The 18,415-nt window shown below is 54.0% G+C and carries 26 protein-coding genes; 17 read left to right on the forward strand and 9 right to left on the reverse strand.

Going from position 1 to position 18,415, the window contains the following annotated elements; translation table 11 throughout:
• Positions 1-12 precede the first annotated feature (12 nt).
• Positions 13-723, forward strand: a complete 711-nt coding sequence (locus PHE17_RS15140; protein WP_301016736.1) for a mobilization protein — start codon at positions 13-15, stop codon at positions 721-723.
• Here the strand turns inward: PHE17_RS15140 and PHE17_RS15145 are convergent.
• Positions 720-941, reverse strand: a complete 222-nt coding sequence (locus tag PHE17_RS15145; RefSeq protein WP_301016737.1) for a hypothetical protein — start codon at positions 939-941, stop codon at positions 720-722. The genes PHE17_RS15140 and PHE17_RS15145 overlap by 4 nt on opposite strands.
• 2 nt (positions 942-943) lie before the next feature.
• Entirely contained in the window at positions 944-1,804 is an 861-nt protein-coding gene (locus PHE17_RS15150) for an SIR2 family protein (protein ID WP_301016738.1), read from the reverse strand.
• A gap of 181 nt (positions 1,805-1,985) precedes the next feature.
• On the opposite strand from PHE17_RS15150, the gene PHE17_RS15155 reads away from it, so the two are divergent.
• The gene (locus PHE17_RS15155) at positions 1,986-3,317 is read left to right on the forward strand and encodes a Glu/Leu/Phe/Val dehydrogenase (protein WP_301016739.1); all 1,332 of its coding nucleotides are present in this window, start codon (positions 1,986-1,988) and stop codon (positions 3,315-3,317) included.
• Here PHE17_RS15155 and PHE17_RS15160 read toward each other — a convergent pair.
• Together PHE17_RS15160 and PHE17_RS15165 are read right to left on the reverse strand one after the other, a co-directional pair.
• Positions 3,310-4,149: a lipase family protein gene (locus PHE17_RS15160; protein WP_301016740.1), complete on the reverse strand. Its 840-nt coding sequence runs from the start codon at positions 4,147-4,149 to the stop codon at positions 3,310-3,312. The genes PHE17_RS15155 and PHE17_RS15160 overlap by 8 nt on opposite strands.
• Positions 4,139-4,963 carry an NAD(+)--dinitrogen-reductase ADP-D-ribosyltransferase gene (locus PHE17_RS15165; protein WP_301016741.1) on the reverse strand — a complete coding sequence of 275 codons (825 nt, stop codon included), beginning with the start codon at positions 4,961-4,963 and terminating at the stop codon, positions 4,139-4,141. Before PHE17_RS15165 ends, PHE17_RS15160 begins: the two co-directional genes overlap by 11 nt.
• A 124-nt stretch (positions 4,964-5,087) precedes the next feature.
• Here PHE17_RS15165 and nifH point away from each other — a divergent pair, with 124 nt between their 5' ends.
• The 13 genes from nifH (at position 5,088) to PHE17_RS15230 (ending at position 13,946) form a co-directional block, all read left to right on the forward strand.
• On the forward strand, positions 5,088-5,969 hold the full coding sequence (nifH, locus tag PHE17_RS15170) for a nitrogenase iron protein (RefSeq protein WP_301016742.1): 882 nt from the start codon (positions 5,088-5,090) through the stop codon (positions 5,967-5,969).
• Between the two features lie 108 nt (positions 5,970-6,077).
• Complete coding sequence (gene nifD, locus PHE17_RS15175; RefSeq protein ID WP_301016743.1) at positions 6,078-7,556, forward strand: nitrogenase molybdenum-iron protein alpha chain; 1,479 nt, start codon at positions 6,078-6,080, stop codon at positions 7,554-7,556.
• Between the two features lie 170 nt (positions 7,557-7,726).
• Positions 7,727-9,298 (forward strand): nitrogenase molybdenum-iron protein subunit beta, encoded by a 1,572-nt coding sequence (gene nifK / locus PHE17_RS15180; protein ID WP_301016744.1) that lies wholly within the window; start codon positions 7,727-7,729, stop codon positions 9,296-9,298.
• A 131-nt stretch (positions 9,299-9,429) separates the two neighbouring features.
• A complete protein-coding gene (gene nifT, locus PHE17_RS15185; protein ID WP_287600791.1) occupies positions 9,430-9,642 on the forward strand; it encodes a putative nitrogen fixation protein NifT in 213 nt (70 codons plus the stop codon).
• 35 nt (positions 9,643-9,677) lie between these two features.
• A complete protein-coding gene (locus tag PHE17_RS15190; RefSeq protein ID WP_301016745.1) occupies positions 9,678-9,872 on the forward strand; it encodes a 4Fe-4S binding protein in 195 nt (64 codons plus the stop codon).
• Between the two features lie 128 nt (positions 9,873-10,000).
• Positions 10,001-10,474 carry a NifB/NifX family molybdenum-iron cluster-binding protein gene (locus tag PHE17_RS15195; protein WP_301016746.1) on the forward strand — a complete coding sequence of 158 codons (474 nt, stop codon included), beginning with the start codon at positions 10,001-10,003 and terminating at the stop codon, positions 10,472-10,474.
• Positions 10,471-10,743 (forward strand): DUF6129 family protein, encoded by a 273-nt coding sequence (locus PHE17_RS15200; RefSeq protein ID WP_301016747.1) that lies wholly within the window; start codon positions 10,471-10,473, stop codon positions 10,741-10,743. Before PHE17_RS15195 ends, PHE17_RS15200 begins: the two co-directional genes overlap by 4 nt.
• A complete protein-coding gene (locus tag PHE17_RS15205) occupies positions 10,736-11,455 on the forward strand; it encodes a 4Fe4S-binding leucine-rich repeat protein (RefSeq protein ID WP_301016748.1) in 720 nt (239 codons plus the stop codon). Before PHE17_RS15200 ends, PHE17_RS15205 begins: the two co-directional genes overlap by 8 nt.
• The gene (locus PHE17_RS15210) at positions 11,448-12,404 is read left to right on the forward strand and encodes a hypothetical protein (RefSeq protein WP_301016749.1); all 957 of its coding nucleotides are present in this window, start codon (positions 11,448-11,450) and stop codon (positions 12,402-12,404) included. Before PHE17_RS15205 ends, PHE17_RS15210 begins: the two co-directional genes overlap by 8 nt.
• Positions 12,401-12,871, forward strand: coding sequence for a tRNA (N6-threonylcarbamoyladenosine(37)-N6)-methyltransferase TrmO (gene tsaA / locus PHE17_RS15215; protein ID WP_301016750.1), 471 nt, complete (start codon positions 12,401-12,403; stop codon positions 12,869-12,871). Before PHE17_RS15210 ends, tsaA begins: the two co-directional genes overlap by 4 nt.
• 13 nt (positions 12,872-12,884) lie before the next feature.
• Entirely contained in the window at positions 12,885-13,139 is a 255-nt protein-coding gene (locus tag PHE17_RS15220; RefSeq protein ID WP_301016751.1) for a DUF3144 domain-containing protein, read from the forward strand.
• Positions 13,132-13,674 (forward strand): flavodoxin, encoded by a 543-nt coding sequence (locus PHE17_RS15225; RefSeq protein ID WP_301016752.1) that lies wholly within the window; start codon positions 13,132-13,134, stop codon positions 13,672-13,674. Before PHE17_RS15220 ends, PHE17_RS15225 begins: the two co-directional genes overlap by 8 nt.
• Positions 13,671-13,946 (forward strand): DUF6156 family protein, encoded by a 276-nt coding sequence (locus PHE17_RS15230; protein WP_301016753.1) that lies wholly within the window; start codon positions 13,671-13,673, stop codon positions 13,944-13,946. The genes PHE17_RS15225 and PHE17_RS15230 overlap by 4 nt, the downstream gene beginning before the upstream one ends.
• A gap of 41 nt (positions 13,947-13,987) precedes the next feature.
• On the opposite strand, the gene PHE17_RS15235 is transcribed toward PHE17_RS15230, so the two are convergent.
• The 3 genes from PHE17_RS15235 to PHE17_RS15245 are packed head-to-tail and all read right to left on the reverse strand — an operon-like array spanning position 13,988 to position 15,476.
• The gene (locus tag PHE17_RS15235) at positions 13,988-14,767 is read right to left on the reverse strand and encodes a hypothetical protein (protein ID WP_301016754.1); all 780 of its coding nucleotides are present in this window, start codon (positions 14,765-14,767) and stop codon (positions 13,988-13,990) included.
• A gap of 32 nt (positions 14,768-14,799) precedes the next feature.
• Positions 14,800-15,213, reverse strand: coding sequence for a putative toxin-antitoxin system toxin component, PIN family (locus PHE17_RS15240; protein WP_301016755.1), 414 nt, complete (start codon positions 15,211-15,213; stop codon positions 14,800-14,802).
• Positions 15,213-15,476, reverse strand: coding sequence for a ribbon-helix-helix domain-containing protein (locus tag PHE17_RS15245; protein ID WP_301016756.1), 264 nt, complete (start codon positions 15,474-15,476; stop codon positions 15,213-15,215). Before PHE17_RS15245 ends, PHE17_RS15240 begins: the two co-directional genes overlap by 1 nt.
• 197 nt (positions 15,477-15,673) lie before the next feature.
• On the opposite strand from PHE17_RS15245, the gene PHE17_RS15250 reads away from it, so the two are divergent.
• Positions 15,674-16,087: a DUF6559 family protein gene (locus PHE17_RS15250; RefSeq protein ID WP_301016757.1), complete on the forward strand. Its 414-nt coding sequence runs from the start codon at positions 15,674-15,676 to the stop codon at positions 16,085-16,087.
• Between the two features lie 19 nt (positions 16,088-16,106).
• On the opposite strand, the gene PHE17_RS15255 is transcribed toward PHE17_RS15250, so the two are convergent.
• Both PHE17_RS15255 and PHE17_RS15260 read right to left on the reverse strand, forming a co-directional pair.
• Positions 16,107-16,559: a GNAT family N-acetyltransferase gene (locus PHE17_RS15255; protein WP_301016758.1), complete on the reverse strand. Its 453-nt coding sequence runs from the start codon at positions 16,557-16,559 to the stop codon at positions 16,107-16,109.
• Between the two features lie 11 nt (positions 16,560-16,570).
• Entirely contained in the window at positions 16,571-17,470 is a 900-nt protein-coding gene (locus PHE17_RS15260) for a DMT family transporter (protein ID WP_301016759.1), read from the reverse strand.
• A gap of 148 nt (positions 17,471-17,618) precedes the next feature.
• Here PHE17_RS15260 and PHE17_RS15265 point away from each other — a divergent pair, with 148 nt between their 5' ends.
• Positions 17,619-18,395, forward strand: a complete 777-nt coding sequence (locus PHE17_RS15265) for an SHOCT domain-containing protein (protein WP_301016760.1) — start codon at positions 17,619-17,621, stop codon at positions 18,393-18,395.
• The last annotated feature ends 20 nt before the right edge of the window (positions 18,396-18,415 follow it).

Below are 18,415 nucleotides of genomic sequence, written 5' to 3' on the forward strand. Positions count from 1 at the left end.
ATGGAGAAAATAATGGGTAGGGTACATTTCATCGGCGGCGAAAAAGGCGGCGTCGGCAAGTCGCTGACCGCACGCCTGCTGGCACAGTATTTCATCGACAGCGCGACACCATTTACGGGTTTCGACTCTGACCAGTCACATGGCACATTTTCCCGATTTTACAATGAGTTCGCGTCACCGTTGCGGGTGGATGATTACGACAGTCTGGACAATATCATCGCCATCGCGGAAACCCAGCCAGAACACGACCTCATCATCGACCTCGCTGCACAAACCTCTGCACGCTTGGGGCAATGGATTGAGGAAAGCGACGTATTCGGCATTTTCACCGAAATGGGGCATAAAGTTTTCATCTGGCACGTGATGGATGACGGCGCAGACGCCATGAGCTTGCTGGACAAAACGCTGGATAACTATCCACAGCAAGACATCCAGTTCATTGTGGTGCAAAACATGGGGCGCGGCGAAGACTTCGAGACCTTCGAGCAATCACCCGTTTTCCAAAAAGCGCAACAACGTAATGCATATTGCATGACGCTGGGCAAACTGCACGCCAAATTGGTGCAAAAAGTCGATTTCAACAACTTGAGTTTCTGGGCGGCGGCAAACAACCGCGAGCTGATGAGCACGCCAGAACGCCAGCGGACGCGCGTGTGGTTGGAAAATGCCTACACGCAATTCGACCACTTCCTCAAGCACGACGAGGAAGCTTACGCCGCCTAAGTTTCGCTGCGGTGTTTGACCTTTTTCACCAACTTGCGGGCAATGTAGGCGGCAAATTCGTCTACATTGCTGTATTCCTGCTCCACGACGAAATCACTTAACTCGTTCATCAGGAACACCAGCCGCGCCACTTCCGTCAGCTTGCGCCCGCAAGTCAGGCAATGCTCACCGTCATCGCGGCAAGCGTCTTTGCCTTTGCAAGGGTTGAACTCGCGCATGGCTACGCGGCCTTTGCTGCTGCGAAGCCAGCCGCTGCCAACAAATTCTCAACATCCGCCGTGATAATTTCTATCCCCTGACGCGCACAGAAACGCACTTCCTTGTCGGTCGGTTGCGGAATCAATGCCCAGCCTTTCGGTTCACTTGCTGCGTAGGTAATGTCCGACATCACCATGCGGTCGGTGTCGCGTTGCAAACGCATCCCGATGAACAAATATTGCTTGCCCTTGCGGTATTCCTTGAGGAAATCAGGAATCGCAAACCCACCCATCAACTCGGTGATGTAATCCACATAATCCGCATCGGAGGCAATGTAATTGGCATCCGGGCGCGGGCTACCCATTGGTTTGAACAGGATCGGCAGTGCGGGATTCACCTCTTCCTGCGTAATTTCACGGTAGCCGCCGCTGCCCACGTATTCGTTCAGCACGAAACGGTAATTGGTTCCCGAAATCCGCGCTGTTCCCCGAATCAGCGTATGCGGCTGGTCAGCGTAAGTATCCTGCAACTGGGTGTCGCGGTTGCTGTCGATCACGTAATGCGGCTCGATGCTGGCAAGCCAATCGTGCAATGGGGCGCGTGTCCACTGGCGTTTGCCGTAAGTTTCTTCGAGGAAATTGTGTACGGCTTTGCGCCCGCGTTTCAGTTCCACATCCATCGCCGCACGCGGAAATTCCCACATCAAGCGTTTCGACATCGGTTTGCCGCCATTCATTGCCAGAATCAGGCTGTCGCTGTCAGCAGGAATGGCAACGCCGCTCAGTTTATCCACCGAACCCGCGAGCGCACCTGCGCCGAGGTAAGGGACAATCGTGTTGTTGGCGACCCCGGCAAGCAGGGTTTTAAGTGTCGTGTCTGACATGGCTATTCCTTTGGTATTGCAATACATTAAGGTAACGGTGCAATTTTGAGGCCAAGATAATTTCAGCTTGTTAATCAGTCGGATAAGAATGCCATAAGGCGGGATTGTGGGAAAGCCGACACCTTCAGCCTATAATGAGTGCAACAATCACGCTACGTAAAAACCTCAAGGGGTAAACGCGATGCCAACAACAAATAATGCTGATAACGGTCACGCTTTCCGTCACAACGTCGAACAAATGGTTAACCGCGCGATGGCGGTACTGGACATCGAGCCGCTGCTTGCAGAAGCCATCAAAGCCTGCCACGCGGTTTTGCAAGTCAAATTTCCGGTCAGGATTCAAGGACAGATACAAGTCTTCACGGGCTGGCGGGCAACCCACAGCGAACATTTATTACCCGCAAAAGGTGGCATCCGTTTTGCCCCGCACGTTTGCCAAGATGAGGTTGAAGCGCTTGCCGCCCTGATGACTTACAAATGTGCGCTGGTCGATGTGCCGTTTGGTGGGGCGAAAGGCGCGTTGGTAATTGACCCGCAACAATACGCGGAAGACGACTTGCGCAAAATCGTTACGCGCTTTACCCGCAGCCTCGCGTCCAAAGGTTTCATCCACCCTGCAACCAATGTGCCCGCACCGGATATGGGTTGCGGGGCGCGGGAAATGGCGTGGATTGCCGATGCTTACCGCCAGCTTTACCCCGAAGACCTCAATGCCAGCGCTTGCGTGACCGGCAAACCGCTAGATTACGGCGGCATCGCCGGGCGTACCGAAGCGACTGGGCGCGGCATCCAATACGCTTTGCGGGAATTTTTCCGTCACCCGGAAGACCTTGCTGCTGCCGGGTTGCAAGGCGATCTGGCGGGGCAACGGATTGTGGTGCAAGGTTTGGGCAATGTCGGTTTCCACGCCGCACGTTTTCTGGCAGAAGAAGATGGTGCGAAAATCATTGCCATCGCCGAAAAAGATGGGGCGTTGCTGAACCCGGATGGCTTACCCGTTGCCAAAGTGCGCGAATACATGGATCAGCACGGCACGGTACGCGGTTTCCCGGATGCGGATTTCGTCGAAAACCCCGCGCTGGCGTTGGAAAGTGATTGCGACATCCTGATCCTTGCCGCGATGGAACGCCAAATCCACGCCGCTAATGCCGCCCACGTCCGCGCCCGCTTAATCGTGGAAGGCGCAAACGGCCCAATCACTTGCGAGGGCGAAAGCATCCTACAACAAAACGACATCACCATCCTGCCGGACATTTTTGCCAATGCTGGGGGCGTGGTGGTTTCCTATTTCGAGTGGACGAAAAACCTGTCACACATGCGTTTCGGACGCATGAACGGGGTCAATGAACTGGCGCTGGTACGTTCCGGGCTGGATGACACCATGCGGCAGGCTTACAACGACATGAAAACAGCGATGGCAAACGAAAGTAGGATCAAGGACTTGCGCACCGCCGCTTACGTCATCGCGGTGAACAAGATTGCCCGCTGGTACAAAAACCTGGGGATTATCTGAGCGCCGTCACGTAATTGATCGGGGCATGGTCTGCCAAACGCCGCACCCAAACATTGTGCGGCAGCAGCGCGTAATGCAGCCAATATGCTAGCGTTGCCTGCCGCCGGTCGTGGGCAATGAGCGCCGCATCCGGGGAATCCAGCACTTGCCCATTGCGGGCGATGTAATGCAATTCGCCCACATGCACATAACCCAGCCATTCGGGCGGAACATCCGTCACCAGATCACAGCAATCCACGTAACGTTGATGCCTGACACTGCGCAGCGCTTCCGCAAACACCTTGTCACCCACACGCGGACAACCAAAGGTGTACAAATACGCGGGATGGATAATGCTCGCTGCCAGCGTCGCCAATGCCGCCCCCAAACTGTGCCCCGTCAGCAGAACGCGGGCTGCGGGTTTGCTCGCCACATAATCGCGGACAACATCCAGCACCCCGTTGTCCTGTAATGCAGCGGCGAAACCTGCATGAACCTTGCCCATCCCCGCCTGCCACGCCACCATCCGGCAATTCGCATCGGTCTGCAAATCATCCCAATCATCGCCTTCGGTTCCGCGAAACGCGACCAACAGCGTTTCCTGCCCACTGGCATCGGTCGCGGTCGCCATAAACACCTGTGTCCCGCCAGTACCGTAACCCAGCGTTTGCTGCAAAGCAAAACCTGCCCGCGCAAGGTAGGTTTCCAAGCGTGCGGGTTCTTTGACATAGGCCAGACGCGACATTTCCGCACATAAGGCAACTTCGGTTGGGGGGATGCCGTGCTCAAAGAAATCGGTTGCCGCACCGGGCTGGTAAAGGGATTGGCGGCTGGCGTCGTAGTTACGTACCATACTTCACCTCATACACTCCCCCCACCACCAAATACTCCCCCTCCCCCCGCAGCAGCTTCGGCAGCAGCACATCATACGCCAGCACCTTACTCAGCGGAACCTGCACTTCCATGATGTAATCGCCGAACTCATCCGCCCGCTCGCGGCTGGTGGAAAAGGAACTGACATTATTCAGCAGCACCACCGCTTGCTTGCCATTGCGTTGCAAGATGCGGTATTCATCCAGTGCATTCACGCCCCGGTACAAGGTGATGTGCGATTGTCGGGAATGCGACAAGGCCAGTTCGTACTGACAATACGTATAAACAAGGTCGAGCTGGCTTTCCAGCGCATTCGTGCCGTACAGCCCGCTGCTACGGTCGGAAAGGTATGCGCCCTGATGGTATTGCACCGCCAAGCCGAAACGCGACTCCACCCAGCCTTTCAGCACCGCGCCTTCGCGCCCGCTGGAATCAAACGCCCAGCCGCGTAACACCCGCAGGTAATTGGCATTGGCGCGTTTTTTCTTGCGCCCGACTTCCAAGCCCGCTTCTTCCAGCGTTTCCAAGCAGAAATGCACGGTCATGTAATCCATGAAGCGTTGCGCCCGCGCCGCAGCATCCGGCAAGCCGTTTAAGTGGGTAAATAAGGAACGGTGCAGGGTTTCCACCCCATCCAACAGCAGCGGCACGGGATGTTGCTGGAAACTCAAGCTGCCAATGATGCGGGCAGGCAGGTTGCAACGGTTAAACGGCAGGAATGCACTGTCTTTACCCGTACAAAACAGCCCTGAATTGTCGGGAACACGACTTGAACCAGCCTCTGCCGTTTTCATGGGTAAAGAATAAATTCCGTTTGAAATCAAATTACTAATCACAAAAAACCGCCTTTGGCACGCAGCTTGCAGTAACAGGATCGTTACATCATCTGTTATCACACTCACACAAGGAGACCAAGATATGGCACTACGTCAATGTGCAATCTACGGCAAAGGCGGCATCGGCAAGTCTACCACAACCCAGAATCTGGTTGCAGGTCTGGCTGAAGCAGGTAAGAAAGTCATGATCGTTGGCTGTGACCCTAAAGCAGACTCCACCCGTTTGATCCTGCACGCAAAAGCGCAAAACTCCATCATGCAAATGGCGGCTGAAGCAGGTTCGGTGGAAGACCTCGAACTCGAAGACGTGCTGAAAGTTGGCTACCGCGACATCAAATGCGTTGAATCCGGTGGCCCAGAGCCAGGTGTTGGCTGCGCAGGCCGTGGGGTAATTACCGCCATCAACTTCTTGGAAGAAGAAGGCGCGTATGAAGAAGACCTCGACTTCGTATTCTATGACGTACTCGGTGACGTTGTGTGCGGTGGTTTCGCGATGCCTATCCGTGAAAACAAAGCGCAAGAAATCTACATCGTTTGCTCCGGCGAAATGATGGCGATGTACGCAGCGAACAACATCGCTAAAGGTATCGTGAAATACGCAAACTCCGGCGGCGTGCGTTTGGCTGGCCTGATCTGCAACTCCCGTAACACCGCACGTGAAGACGAACTGATCATGGAACTAGCTCGCCAGCTCGGCACACAAATGATCCACTTCGTACCGCGTGACAACGTTGTACAACGTGCAGAAATCCGCCGTATGACCGTTATCGAGTATGAGCCAGCAGCTAAGCAAGCGCAGGAATACCGCGATCTGGCTAACAAAATCATCAACAACAAAAACTTCGTCATCCCAACCCCAATCACTATGGATGCGTTGGAAGACCTGTTGATGCAATTCGGCCTGATGGACGAAGAAGACGAATCCATCGTTGGTAAGACTGCTGCTGAAGAAGCAAAAGCTTAAGCAAAAACCGGGTATGTGGGGTGGGTTAGGCAAAGCCGTGACCCACCATCTTCCCCATCCTTCCCTCACCCGTCCACAGATTAGTGGCAGTGAATCAGGAGACTAGACATGACGAATCTGACCCGCGAAGAAACGGAAGCCCTCATTGCCGAGGTGCTTGAGATTTACCCCGAAAAGGCGAAAAAAGACCGCGCCAAGCATTTGACCGTTAACGACCAAAGCGTCGAACAGTCCAAGAAATGCATTACTTCCAACCGTAAATCCCTGCCCGGTGTCATGACCGTGCGTGGTTGCGCTTACGCCGGTTCCAAGGGCGTAGTTTGGGGGCCGATCAAGGACATGATCCACATTTCCCACGGCCCGGTCGGTTGCGGACAATATTCCCGCGCTGGTCGCCGTAACTATTACGTGGGTACGACCGGCATTAACACCTTCGGCACGATGAACTTCACCTCTGACTTCCAAGAAAAAGACATCGTATTCGGCGGCGACAAAAAGCTCTCCAAGATCATGACCGAAATCGAAAGCCTGTTCCCACTGGCGAAAGGCATTTCCGTGCAGTCTGAATGCCCAATTGGTCTGATCGGTGACGACATCGAAGCGGTTTCCAAGAAAGCTTCCAAGGAACTCAACAAGCCGGTTGTGCCGGTACGTTGCGAAGGTTTCCGGGGTGTTTCCCAGTCCTTAGGCCACCACATCGCCAATGACGCGATCCGTGACTGGGTGCTGGACAAGCGCGACGGCGATAACAGCTTTGTTACCACCCCGTATGACGTTTCCATCATCGGCGACTACAACATCGGTGGTGACGCTTGGTCTTCCCGGACATTGTTGGAAGAAATGGGTCTGCGCGTGGTTTCCCAATGGTCTGGTGACGGCACACTGGCTGAAATGGAACTGACCCCGAAAGTGAAGCTGAACCTGCTGCACTGCTACCGTTCCATGAACTACATCTCCCGCCACATGGAAGAGAAGTACGGTATTCCTTGGGTTGAATACAACTTCTTTGGCCCGACCAAAATCGCCGAAAGCTTACGCAAAATCGCGGGCTACTTCGACGACACCATCAAGGCCGGTGCTGAGCGTGTAATTGAACGTTACAAAGCGCAATACGATGCAGTCATTGCCAAATACCGTCCACGTCTGGAAGGCAAGCGCGTCATGCTGTACGTCGGTGGCTTGCGCCCACGTCACGTTATCGGCGCATACGAAGACCTCGGCATGGAAGTGGTCGGTACGGGTTACGAGTTCGCCCATAACGACGACTACGATCGTACTATCAAAGACATGGGCAACGCGACCCTGATCTATGACGACGTGACTGGCTACGAATTTGAAGAATTCGTCAAGAAGATCAAGCCAGACCTGATCGGCTCCGGGATCAAGGAAAAGTACATCTTCCAGAAAATGGGTATCCCATTCCGCCAGATGCACTCTTGGGACTACTCCGGCCCTTATCACGGCTATGACGGCTTTGCCATCTTCGCCCGTGACATGGACATGACGCTGAACAACCCTTGCTGGGGCAAGATGAAAGCGCCGTGGATCAAGGACGAAGCTGCACCGGCGGTAGCTGCTGCTGCGTAACCCAAGAACCCCTCACCCCCTAACCCCCTCTCCCTCAAGGGGCGAGGGGGAACAAGAAACCTCTTAGCCCCTCTCCCCTTGAGGGAGAGGGGTTGGGGTGAGGGGTACGACCCAGATTGTAAATTTACTACCCGTTGTCCGCAGATTAGCGGCGCGGGAGGAGAAATGACATGAGCCAAGCTGTTGAAAACATCCTACCCAGCTACCCCTTGTTCCGTAATGACGAGTACAAGGCCAACCTGAAAAACAAGCAGGATAACTACGAAGAGCGTCACTCGGATGACAAGATTCAGGAAACTTTCCTGTGGTCTACCAGCGAAGAGTACAAAAAGCTGAACTTCGCCCGTGAAGCCCTGACCATCAACCCGGCGAAAGCCTGCCAGCCATTGGGCGCGGTACTGTGCGCACTGGGCTTTGAGAAAACCCTGCCGTATGTGCACGGTTCACAAGGTTGCGTGGCGTACTTCCGCAGCTATTTCAACCGCCATTTCAAAGAGCCAGTGTCTTGCGTTTCTGACTCCATGACTGAAGATGCAGCGGTTTTCGGTGGTCAGAAAAACATGTACGACGGTTTGGAAAATGCCAAAGCGATGTACAAACCGGCAATGATCGCGGTTTCTACCACCTGTATGGCGGAAGTTATCGGTGACGACTTGAATGCGTTCATCAATAACTCCAAGAAGGAAGGGCATATCCCGCAGGATTACCCCGTGCCATTCGCGCATACCCCTAGCTTCGTTGGTTCACACACCACGGGTTGGGACAATATGTTTGAAGGCATTGCCCGCTATTTCACCCTGAACCACATGGAAGGCAAGGAAATCGGCAGCAACGGCAAGATCAACCTTGTTCCCGGCTTCGAGACTTACTTGGGCAACTTCCGCGTCATCAAGCGCATGATGGCGGATATGGGTGTCGACGCAACGCTGATGTCTGACCCGACTGAAGTGCTGGATACCCCGGCTGATGGCACGTTCCGCATGTACGCTGGCGGCACAACGATGGACGAAGTGAAAGACGCACCGAATGCGTATGACACCCTGTTGCTGCAACCGTGGCAGTTGGAAAAGACCAAGAAGTTTGTGCAAGGCACGTGGAAACACACCGCGCCTAAAATCAACATCCCGATGGGTCTGGACTGGACTGACGATTTCCTGATGAAAGTCTCTGAAATCACCGGCAAGCCAATTTCTAACACACTGCTGACTGAGCGCGGTCGTCTGGTCGACATGATGACTGACTCCCACGCTTGGTTGCATGGCAAGAAATTCGGTGTCTATGGCGATGCGGATTTCGTACTGGGCATGGTCAAGTTCCTGCTGGAAGTCGGTGCAGAACCAACCCAAATCCTCTGCAACCACGCTAACAAGCGCTGGAAGAAAGAAGTGGAAGCCCTGCTGGCCTCTTCCCCTTACGGCGCGAACAGCGAAGTCCACATCAGCAAGGACTTGTGGCACTTCCGTTCACTGATGTTCACCAACAAGCCTGATTTCATGATTGGTAACAGCTACGGCAAGTTCATCCAACGTGACACGCTGCACAAAGGCAAAGAGTTCGAGGTTCCGCTGATCCGTATCGGCTTCCCGATCTTCGACCGCCACCACATGCACCGTGACACGACGCTGGGTTATGAGGGTGCAATGTATATGTTGCGCACCTTGACTAACGCAGTGCTGGAGCGTCTGGACGAGGAAACTCGTGGGATGGGGACTACGGATTATAACTACGATTTGATTCGTTAAGACCCCCTCACCCCCCCAGCCCCCTCTCCCGCCAAGCGGGCGAGGGGGAGAAAGACGCTCTTCCCTCTTAGCCCTTCGCCCGCTTGGCGGGAGAGGGGTTGGGGTGAGGGTCTTTAACCAAGGAGATTCCTATGCCCAACGTGATGATCCGACGTAAGCCCGATGGCAACTTGCAATTTTATGTCGCCAAGCAAGACATGGAAGAGACGGTTGCCACCGTCGAGAAGGATACGGCGGAAGAATGGGGTGGCACGGTCGAGTTGACCGATGGTTCCAAGTGGTACATCGACCCGATCAGCCCGCCGCCCGTGTTCCCGACTACCCTGCGTTTCAAACGCGGCTGATTTGCTGAACAAAGTGAAGTGAAAGGAGAATACTCATGGCTTTGAAAATTGACAGAAACGTCTGCACCTCATGTGGCGACTGCGAGCCAGTTTGCCCTACCAAATCCATCAAGCCGTTCAAAGGCGCTTACAAAATTGTCGAAGAAACCTGCACCGAGTGTGAAGGCCAGTTCGACGAGCCACAGTGCATGAAAAAATGCATGGAAGATGGCTGTATTGATTACGTTTAAACCACCCTCACCCCCCAGCCCCCTCTCCCGCCAAGCGGTAGAGGGGGAGAAATATCCTTCTCTCTTAGCCCCTCGCCCGCTTCGCGGGAGAGGGGTTGGGGTGAGGGTGCAACTATAGGAGGCCGCACATGAGCACTATCCCGACTCCCCTGCCTTATACCGATGGCGAGATGCCTGATTCCATCCGCATCGCTTGCGCTTCCAACAGCGGCGACTTGCTGAACGGGCATTTCGGTTCATGCGAACGCTTTCTGGTTTATCAGGTGTCGCAAACCGCACAGCGCCTGATTGATGTGCGCGAAATCGGCGATGACGAAGCCGCCGAAGACAAAAATGCTTACCGCGCCGACCTGATCAAAGATTGCCAAGTGCTGTTCATTGCTTCGGTGGGTGGCCCTGCGGCTGCCAAGATCATCAAGAAAGGCATCCACCCGATCAAGCAACCGACGGTTGTGCCGTGCAGCGAATTGCTGGACAAGTTGCAACTGGCGCTGGCGAACCCTTCGCCGTGGCTGGGCAAAGTCATGGGTAAAGACGCACAAGCACGCGCCCGTTTCACCGGCGATGACGAAGACGACGAACTGCTTGAGGCCGAAGGATGATGACCCCGGAACAACTTGCCAGCGTGGTAACGGCAGTCGAACGCCAAGGCTTGGCAGACAGCAACTTAACCGACCTGCGGGCGAACTTCCCGGAACTGCACTTTACTTGGTGCATGGACGATGACGTGTGCGGCCCGCAACCTGCCGCGCAGGGCAAAGGTTTCAACGTCTATCTGGTGGATAGCAGCAACCATTGCCTGTGTTTCACCCCCAGTTTGGAAGCCGCCAGCGGTGTGGTCATCGCTGAACTCGGTGCGGATGATGAGTGATTGCGCCACCTGCCCGCACCATGCGGATAGGCTGGAAAAAGGCCGCTGTAAACCGGGTGATACCTGCGTGCAGGCGATGAGCGGGCGGCAAATCGAGCGTTTTTTTCGTGAAAACCCTGATCTGGCGCAAGGCTACACCGGGGATGATTTCTGGGAACGGCGGGCGATTGCGGCACGTTACATTTCCCAGCAACGCCTGCTGGAACTGATTGATGACCCGGATGAAGTGGTGCGCCGCGTACTGGCTTACCGCTTGCCTGTGGATGAATTGTACCGCCTGATTGGCGACATTGACCGCGAAGTGCGTATTACCGTGGCTGACCGCTTGCCTGCGGAACAACTCGAAGCCTTGGCTAACGATAACGACTATTTGGTGCGCAAATACGTAGCGCGGCGGATGCCTGCGGGGCGCTTGTTCCGCATGATTTGCGACAGCGACCGCGAAGTGCGCATGACGGTTGCCCGCCGTTTGCCGGAAGAAAGCCTTGGGCTGATGTTGCACGATGTGGAAGTGGAAATCCGCCGCACGGTTGCCGAACGCATCCAGCCCGACGCACTTGCCGCACTGTTAGATGACCCCGATTGGGGCGTGCGCCTGAAAATTGCTGAACGCGCCGCACCGGATATACTGAACGTGCTGGTGCATGACCCTGACCCCGACGTAAAAGAAGCCGCCCGCCAGCGGCTTCGGGAGACGCAAACCCATGATTGAATTCAATTGGCAAGAACAACAACTCAGCGCCCAATGCCCCGAACTTGAGGTCACGGCAGACCGCGAAAGTTTGCTGGAAAGCATCAACGCGCTGTTCGCCGCACAAGACATCCACTTCAATTTAGTGCTGGAACGCGGCGGCTGGCATCATCTCGGCGGTGTAGTGGACGGCGACTTGCAACCGATTGCCAGCGACTTGCGGACATGGGCGGAAGCGGAATCCGGCGGCGATGTCGAAACCTTGCTGGACAAATACAACGGCAGCCAGCTATTCGCCACCAAACGGGCAGGCAGCACGTTGTATTTCACCGCTTCATTGGGCGAATACCCGCAAGATTTCCTCCAGCTTGAGGTGGAAGTCATGCAGGAAGTGCTGCACCGCCCGCTGTTTGACCCGGATGTCTTCCCCGACAATCTGGAAGAATTCCTCGACCCCCTTGACTGCCCGACGTTGGAACCGCAACCCGTCGGCTTGCCGCATTACCGTTTCCGCCGCTTGCACCGCATGGCAGACGTTTTCGCCGCGCAAAACCCGCACAGCCGCCATGTCCAAAACCTGTGGCGCTTCCTGCAAGACTGGCAAAACAGCAGCGCCGGGAATCAGGGCGAAATTTTCTGCGAGCATTGGGTGATGGTGTTGCAGGCGTATCAGGGCAGCGACAAGGAAACCCATTACAACATCAAACCGATGGCGGCTTTCAGCGGCAAGTTGGAAGGCTTTGCCGGAGCGAACCAATTGCACGGTGCGGAATTGGCAAAGGCGATCCACGGGTTTGACCGGCGCGTGGGGTATCCGTTTGCGTGGTTCTTCTTCATGCTCAACCGCAAAGACGTGCCGACCGAGGTGGCGGAAGCGGTGCTGCGCGACCAGATGGAGGCGTATGACTACCTGCCGGTGCGGGATTTGAAAATTTTGCGCGAGTGGGAAAAACGGGCTTACAGCGTATGAACGCCCTCACCCTGCAACCCATCGGCATCATCCGCACGCCGTTTGCGGATAAGCCGGATGCGCCCGTGCAGGGGCAATATGCCAAGGGGGCGGAAGGCTCGGTAGTGGTGGATGCCGAATTCGCGGCGGGTTTGCAGGATGTCGCAGGGTTTTCGCACCTGATTTTGCTGTACCAGTTTCATCGGGCGGGTGAGGTGCAATTGGTGCGCACGCCATTTCTGGATGATGTGCCGCGTGGCTTGTTTGCGATCCGCCATCCGGCGCGGCCTAATCCGCTGGGGTTGACGGTGGTGGAATTGCTGACAGTCGAAGGCAATGTGCTGACGGTGCGCGGGGTGGATATGCTGGATGGCACGCCGCTGCTCGACATCAAGCCGTATGTGAAACGCTTCGACTGTTTTCCGCAGGCAAGCGAAGGCTGGTTGGCGGACAAGGGCGAGCGCAGCAAACCGGAAGGATTGGAATAACAGGAGATTGACGATGCAAGAGTTGGATTTTCACGAGGTCGCCGATGAATTCGTCAATCTGGCGAACAAGTTGAGCGACGAATGGGCACCGAATTTCCTCAGTGCGGCGATCCTGTACGCGGCGGCGCGTTACAACGCTTTCCACTTCATGGAAACCTTGGGTGACGCGGACAAGGAATCGGCGGCAATCGAGTATTACACCGAGCAATACCGCAAGATGTTGAAGGAAAACCTGCACGAGCTGCGGCATGGCGTTCCACATGAATAAGATCGGGATTTTCTTCGGCACGGATTCGGGCACGACGCGCTTGATGGCGAAAAAGATGGCGAAGCTGCTGGGTGATGTCGCCGCCAAACCGCTCAACGTCAACCGCACCACAGCGGATGAAATGCTGCAATACGACGCGCTGATTTTGGGTACACCGAGTTACGGGGTCGACCAACTTCCCGGCAAAAGCACCAAGATCGAAGATGGCAGTTGGGAAGAATTCATGCCGCAACTGGCGGGCAAGGATTTGTCCGGCAAGGTCATTGCGCTGTACGGGCTGGGCGATCAGGAAAAATACCCCGACCGCTTTGCGCATTCGCTGATTCATTTGTACCGCTGGTGCGTGGCGGGCGGCGCGACCGTGATTGGGCAGTGGCCTACCGATGGCTATGTCTTTGACCAATCGCCAGCAGTGGTGGATGGGCAATTCTGCGGGCTGGTGTTGGATCAGCGTTCGCAAAGCCTGCTGACGGATGCGCGGCTGAGTGCTTGGGTGGCTGCGGTTAAACCTGCATTGCTGGCGAAATTGACGTGACTGATACGAATACCGTTTGCCGTTATTTCACCACTTACAGCGGCGTGAAATTGCCGTTTAAGTTGGTGGGCGAATTGGGAGAACATGAAATCCATAATCGGAATACTTTTTTCCGGGGGTATTTCGATGCGGATGGCGTGTTACTGGGATTCCAGAAAATTGTTTATGGGGATGTGGAGTTGGAGCATCAATACTCCTATGATGCTGAGGGTAATCTCCGACAGGCGAAGATTACGGATGCAGATGGAAAATCTGTTTTATTGAATAGATAAAGACATTAGTGTTTATCTGAAATTTAGTATTTCTCGTTTTACTACGAATACCATTTTGGCAATACAACCAATGACTGAACTTCTTGCTGCAGGATCATAAACAAAGAATATACACTAAACATTGTTAATAAAAAAATAAACACCCAAGATAAAAAACTACCAGTCGCCCTATCTCTAAAAGCATAAAACAAAGCCCATAATGAAAAACCGAGAACAAATAATGAAATCAAAAAAAACAAAGAATTTAGCACTACCTGCGCTAGGTTTACCTTTATTGAGCTTGCAGACTTAAAACCCTCAGGGACGCCTTTTATTCTACCCTTTACGTCAAAACTTGGTTCTGCTGACCCAGTATAGAAAACAGATATACTTCCACCATCTTCTTTTTCCAATGCATCATCTCCTTCAAAATCAATCAAAATATTATTATTTTCTTCATCAATGATTGTTTTTAATTTAAGAGAACCTCTTGAAACCGCATTGACTTTCGCAGAAATAACCTGAATGTCTTTTGAAAAAGTTATCCTGATAGGATCAGTTTTTGACATTCTTCCCTTATCTATAAATTCACTCCCTCCATTCCATATTGAAATATCGGAAAAATATACATTATCAACTCTAACACCCTTCCAAATCAATTCAAGACCAAGATCATTATCCTTAACACTTGCAATAAGTTTAGGTGTCTTTACTGCATATAGAGGCTGAACGATTTTTGGTTCATCAACAATAAAAAAAGCAACACTAAGAACAAGTCCAATTATCGCAAGAATCCCCTGTATAACAGGACTCTTTATAAAATTTATCAAATAATCAACCATGCAAAAACCTTATATAATCAATGTCAGCCTAATCATTTTTCAAATACCTGCATCATATTTCTGGCGCTGATAATGCGCGTACCACCATGCCGTTCCAGTGCTAGCAAATCGCTTTTGTCACCTGTCACCAGATAATCCGCCGCTACAACCTGCGCCGTTGCCAATAGGTAATCATCATCAGGATCAGGTGAAAGCTCGACAGTAGGCAAAGGATCGCACATGATGGCAAGACGACGAATATCATTCACCATGCGCCCGATTTCACTAGGTTTCAGGCGTTCCTGAAAAAATGGACGGCGCGATACTCGGTTCAGTTCATCCAGTTGCACTTCAGTGGATGCCAACTCGAAACGCCCTTGCCGCCATGCGTTATACAAGTAATCGGGCGGTGTTCCGCGCACCATCAAGGCGGAAAGTAAAATATTGGTGTCGAGTACCAAGCGCATCAGGCAGCACGCGCATGTTTACGGCGTTCAGCACGTACTTCACGCACCGCATCATCAATCATGGCTTCCAGCATTTCGGGTGAAATATCCTGATTGCGCTCTTTGACAACTTGCACGGTACGGTCAAGCATTCGCCAACGTACTGCATCTTCAACGAATTTTGATAGGTCGCCTTTTTTCATACCTTGCGCACCCAGAAAGCCGCGAAGGGAAAGGTCGGTTTCAGGGGTAACTGTAATAGTCCAACGGATTGCCTCAGCCATGTGTAGCCTCCTGCACGGATAAGCAGATAAACGTCTATCCTTCAACACTAGCACCAACAGCAAAGCAGATTCAAGATACACATCTACCTATTTTTAAGCAGTTTATCCGTGATGATTTTCTATCAACATCCCATCAGAAAAACTAGCCGATTGCCCGCACCTCGCCCACAATCCGAGAAAACGTGAGGAATCACCCTATGTTCGCCAACTTCTTCAAAAAACGCCGGATCAAGCAATACGCCCGCAAGCTGCCCGCCGAATTGACCGCGCTATACGGGCAACAGCCGTACTATTCCAAAGGGCAGGTAGACCGCGCCCTCACCCGCCAACGCCTGAACCGGAACGATAATGGGATCAGTGACAACGGCTATGCCTACGCGATGTATTGTTCGCCGCAAGAGTTCCAGCGCATCCACGACGAAACCGGGGAGAGCGGCAATTACGACACAATGCGGGCGGAAATCGCGCAAACCTGTTTTAGCAGCACCGATAGCTTTTCATTTACGGATGTGGACACCTACGCCACCGAATCCAGTTGTGACAGCGGGAACAGCAGCGACAGCGGTTCCTGTGATTCCGGTGGCGGAGATGGCGGCGGCGGTGGAGATTAATCAGCCCGTTGTGGGCTATTCACGCCAACAATAAACGCAGCGGAACCATCGGCGAAGCCACAAACCCTTGCCGCTGGTAAAACCGCTGCGCGGCCTCGTTTACCCCATCGGTTAACAGGGTAATGCGCAAGCAACCGCTGGCTTTGGCGACTTCAATCGCACGGGTTAGCAGTTGCGCCCCGACACCACTACCGCGAGCTTCCGGCGCAACCACCATATCTTCCAGCAGCGCAACCCGCCCGCCCAGCGCGGTAGAAACCGTATACAGCAAATTCACCATGCCCACCTCTGCGCCACCCATCCGTGCAACAAGAATTTGCCCAACGTGCGGCTGACTAATGATGCTTTCCAGCCCACGCTGTTGCGTCGCCGGATCGGGCTTGAATTCCGCTTCTTGCGTGAACAGTATATCCAGCAAACGGCGCAGTGCCGGAATGTCAGCCAATGTCGCAGGTGTAACCGTAAGACTCATGGATTTCCCCTTCAGCACGCCACCGCCGGTTTCAAATGCGGTTGCCCCAACATCACCAGCAAACCCGCTGCGATGATGATGACCATCCCCGACACCGCCAGCAGGGTTAAGGCTTCACCCCACAACAGCCAGCCCAGCAATGCCGCGAAAATTACCGACGCATAGGTAAACGCGCCCAATTGCCCCGCCGGTGCATGACCATAAGCCACGGTCAGCAGCAGTTGTGCCAAGGTCGCAAACACCCCCAACACGCTCAACCACGCCAACGAAACCCACGTCAGCGGTTGCCAAGCCAAGCCCGCCGGAAGCGCCGACAACACGCTGGCGAATAGCGCAAAGTAAAACACCACCCGGTGCGCTGGTTCATCGCTGGAACGCATCCGCCGGATACTCACCTTGGTCGAGCCACCCATCACCGCCCCCAGCAAACCCGCCAACACTGCCAGATTGAGGGTCGCGGCTTCCTGCATCGGGTTCAGCACCAGCACAATACCGACAAAACCCAGCCCCAAGGCCAGCAAGTTATGCCAAGACAAGCGTTCGCTCATCCAGAAAAACGCCACAATCGGCACAAACAGCGGCATGGTTTGTTTGAGTAAGGCGGCTTCCGCCAGCGGTAAATTCGCCCACGCATAAAACATGCACGTCATCGCGCTCACGCCCATCAGCGCCCGTAAAAAGTGCAGGTGCAAGCAATCGGTTTTCACCGCCTGCACGCCATTGCGCCACAACCACGGCAATAACAGCACCAGCCCAAACAGGTTGCGGAAAAATACCGTTTGCTCGGTCGAGACTGCGCCGTTCAAGTGTTTGATCACCATTCCCGCACAAACCAGAAAAAACTCGGAAGCTAAAATCAGCCACGCCCCGTAAGCAAGGCCAGCCCTTGGTAGATAATCTTTAATGTTCATGCGTGGATTGTAAAAGCATTGCAATTCCCAAGGAACACCTGATAATGCCTGATAGACCCCAATAAACCTGCCAACCAATGTTAACAACCATCGCCCTACGCGGGCTGGCAGCGTCTTTCAGCCCTCAGCAGTTTTTCGGAGACATTCCATGCAAACTTTCACCGATTACGGACAAAACGCGATCAATAACCTCGCGCAACGCTATGGCGTGTCCAACGATGCCGTCATTACCCTGCTCTACGCCGTGATAAATGGCAACGGCACGATGGCGCAGTTCAGTCACCCCGAACTCGGCGGCGGTGGGCAATGGATGCAAGGTGGCATGACAATGGTCGGCGATATGTTCAACTACAACCTGAAAGCCAAAGTTGACGGACTGTGTGCGGAATTGTCCAACCTCTGGGCGGGGCAGCAAGCGGTGTTCATGCCGGTCAATAACCCGCCGCAATTCCACGGCAACCGTAACTGGTGGCCTGACGAGTTGGGCATTGCCTCGACCACGGGCGGACAAAACAACACCCATTACGCTTATTTTCCGGCAAGCTGCCGTTTGGCGGTCGATATTAATGGGCAAGTCACTGTCTATAACACGCTGGATCACCACATCGGCGGGGTATCGCAACAGCAAGGTGGCAATAACTCCATGACCTTCAGCAGCCAATACGGCACGGTGCAAGTCGACCAACTGCCGATCGTGTCGGTGAATGGCGTTGCCCCACCACCGCCCGCGCCCATGCAGAATACGATGCAGCCTGCACCAGCGCCTTACTACCCGAATAACAATAATGTCAGTAACGCCGCCGCGCCCGCAGACAACGGCGACATTTTCGCCCTGATCGAACGGCTGGCAGACCTGAAGCAAAAAGGCATCCTCAGCGACGAAGAATTTGCCAGCAAAAAGGCCGAGTTACTGCAACGCTTGTAAACTCGGCCCGTCGTGCTTCA

The sequence above is a fragment of the Thiothrix sp. genome (assembly GCF_028714775.1).
Classification (GTDB): domain Bacteria; phylum Pseudomonadota; class Gammaproteobacteria; order Thiotrichales; family Thiotrichaceae; genus Thiothrix.

Bases quoted from the DNA above. Each gene is read 5' to 3' on its own strand.
- PHE17_RS15255 (WP_301016758.1), bottom strand. From the start codon at position 16,559: ATGAGTCTTACGGTTACACCTGCGACATTGGCTGACATTCCGGCACTG.
- PHE17_RS15205 (WP_301016748.1), top strand. From the start codon at position 10,736: ATGAGTGATTGCGCCACCTGCCCGCACCATGCGGATAGGCTGGAAAAA.
- PHE17_RS15190 (WP_301016745.1), top strand. From the start codon at position 9,678: ATGGCTTTGAAAATTGACAGAAACGTCTGCACCTCATGTGGCGACTGC.
- PHE17_RS15240 (WP_301016755.1), bottom strand. From the start codon at position 15,213: ATGCGCTTGGTACTCGACACCAATATTTTACTTTCCGCCTTGATGGTG.
- nifD (WP_301016743.1), top strand. From the start codon at position 6,078: ATGACGAATCTGACCCGCGAAGAAACGGAAGCCCTCATTGCCGAGGTG.
- PHE17_RS15225 (WP_301016752.1), top strand. From the start codon at position 13,132: ATGAATAAGATCGGGATTTTCTTCGGCACGGATTCGGGCACGACGCGC.
- PHE17_RS15235 (WP_301016754.1), bottom strand. From the start codon at position 14,767: ATGGTTGATTATTTGATAAATTTTATAAAGAGTCCTGTTATACAGGGG.
- PHE17_RS15220 (WP_301016751.1), top strand. From the start codon at position 12,885: ATGCAAGAGTTGGATTTTCACGAGGTCGCCGATGAATTCGTCAATCTG.
- PHE17_RS15195 (WP_301016746.1), top strand. From the start codon at position 10,001: ATGAGCACTATCCCGACTCCCCTGCCTTATACCGATGGCGAGATGCCT.
- PHE17_RS15250 (WP_301016757.1), top strand. From the start codon at position 15,674: ATGTTCGCCAACTTCTTCAAAAAACGCCGGATCAAGCAATACGCCCGC.
- PHE17_RS15155 (WP_301016739.1), top strand. From the start codon at position 1,986: ATGCCAACAACAAATAATGCTGATAACGGTCACGCTTTCCGTCACAAC.
- nifH (WP_301016742.1), top strand. From the start codon at position 5,088: ATGGCACTACGTCAATGTGCAATCTACGGCAAAGGCGGCATCGGCAAG.
- nifK (WP_301016744.1), top strand. From the start codon at position 7,727: ATGAGCCAAGCTGTTGAAAACATCCTACCCAGCTACCCCTTGTTCCGT.
- PHE17_RS15245 (WP_301016756.1), bottom strand. From the start codon at position 15,476: ATGGCTGAGGCAATCCGTTGGACTATTACAGTTACCCCTGAAACCGAC.
- PHE17_RS15145 (WP_301016737.1), bottom strand. From the start codon at position 941: ATGCGCGAGTTCAACCCTTGCAAAGGCAAAGACGCTTGCCGCGATGAC.
- tsaA (WP_301016750.1), top strand. From the start codon at position 12,401: ATGAACGCCCTCACCCTGCAACCCATCGGCATCATCCGCACGCCGTTT.
- PHE17_RS15160 (WP_301016740.1), bottom strand. From the start codon at position 4,149: ATGGTACGTAACTACGACGCCAGCCGCCAATCCCTTTACCAGCCCGGT.
- PHE17_RS15200 (WP_301016747.1), top strand. From the start codon at position 10,471: ATGATGACCCCGGAACAACTTGCCAGCGTGGTAACGGCAGTCGAACGC.
- PHE17_RS15265 (WP_301016760.1), top strand. From the start codon at position 17,619: ATGCAAACTTTCACCGATTACGGACAAAACGCGATCAATAACCTCGCG.
- PHE17_RS15165 (WP_301016741.1), bottom strand. From the start codon at position 4,963: ATGAAAACGGCAGAGGCTGGTTCAAGTCGTGTTCCCGACAATTCAGGG.
- PHE17_RS15260 (WP_301016759.1), bottom strand. From the start codon at position 17,470: ATGAACATTAAAGATTATCTACCAAGGGCTGGCCTTGCTTACGGGGCG.
- PHE17_RS15150 (WP_301016738.1), bottom strand. From the start codon at position 1,804: ATGTCAGACACGACACTTAAAACCCTGCTTGCCGGGGTCGCCAACAAC.
- PHE17_RS15210 (WP_301016749.1), top strand. From the start codon at position 11,448: ATGATTGAATTCAATTGGCAAGAACAACAACTCAGCGCCCAATGCCCC.
- nifT (WP_287600791.1), top strand. From the start codon at position 9,430: ATGCCCAACGTGATGATCCGACGTAAGCCCGATGGCAACTTGCAATTT.
- PHE17_RS15140 (WP_301016736.1), top strand. From the start codon at position 13: ATGGGTAGGGTACATTTCATCGGCGGCGAAAAAGGCGGCGTCGGCAAG.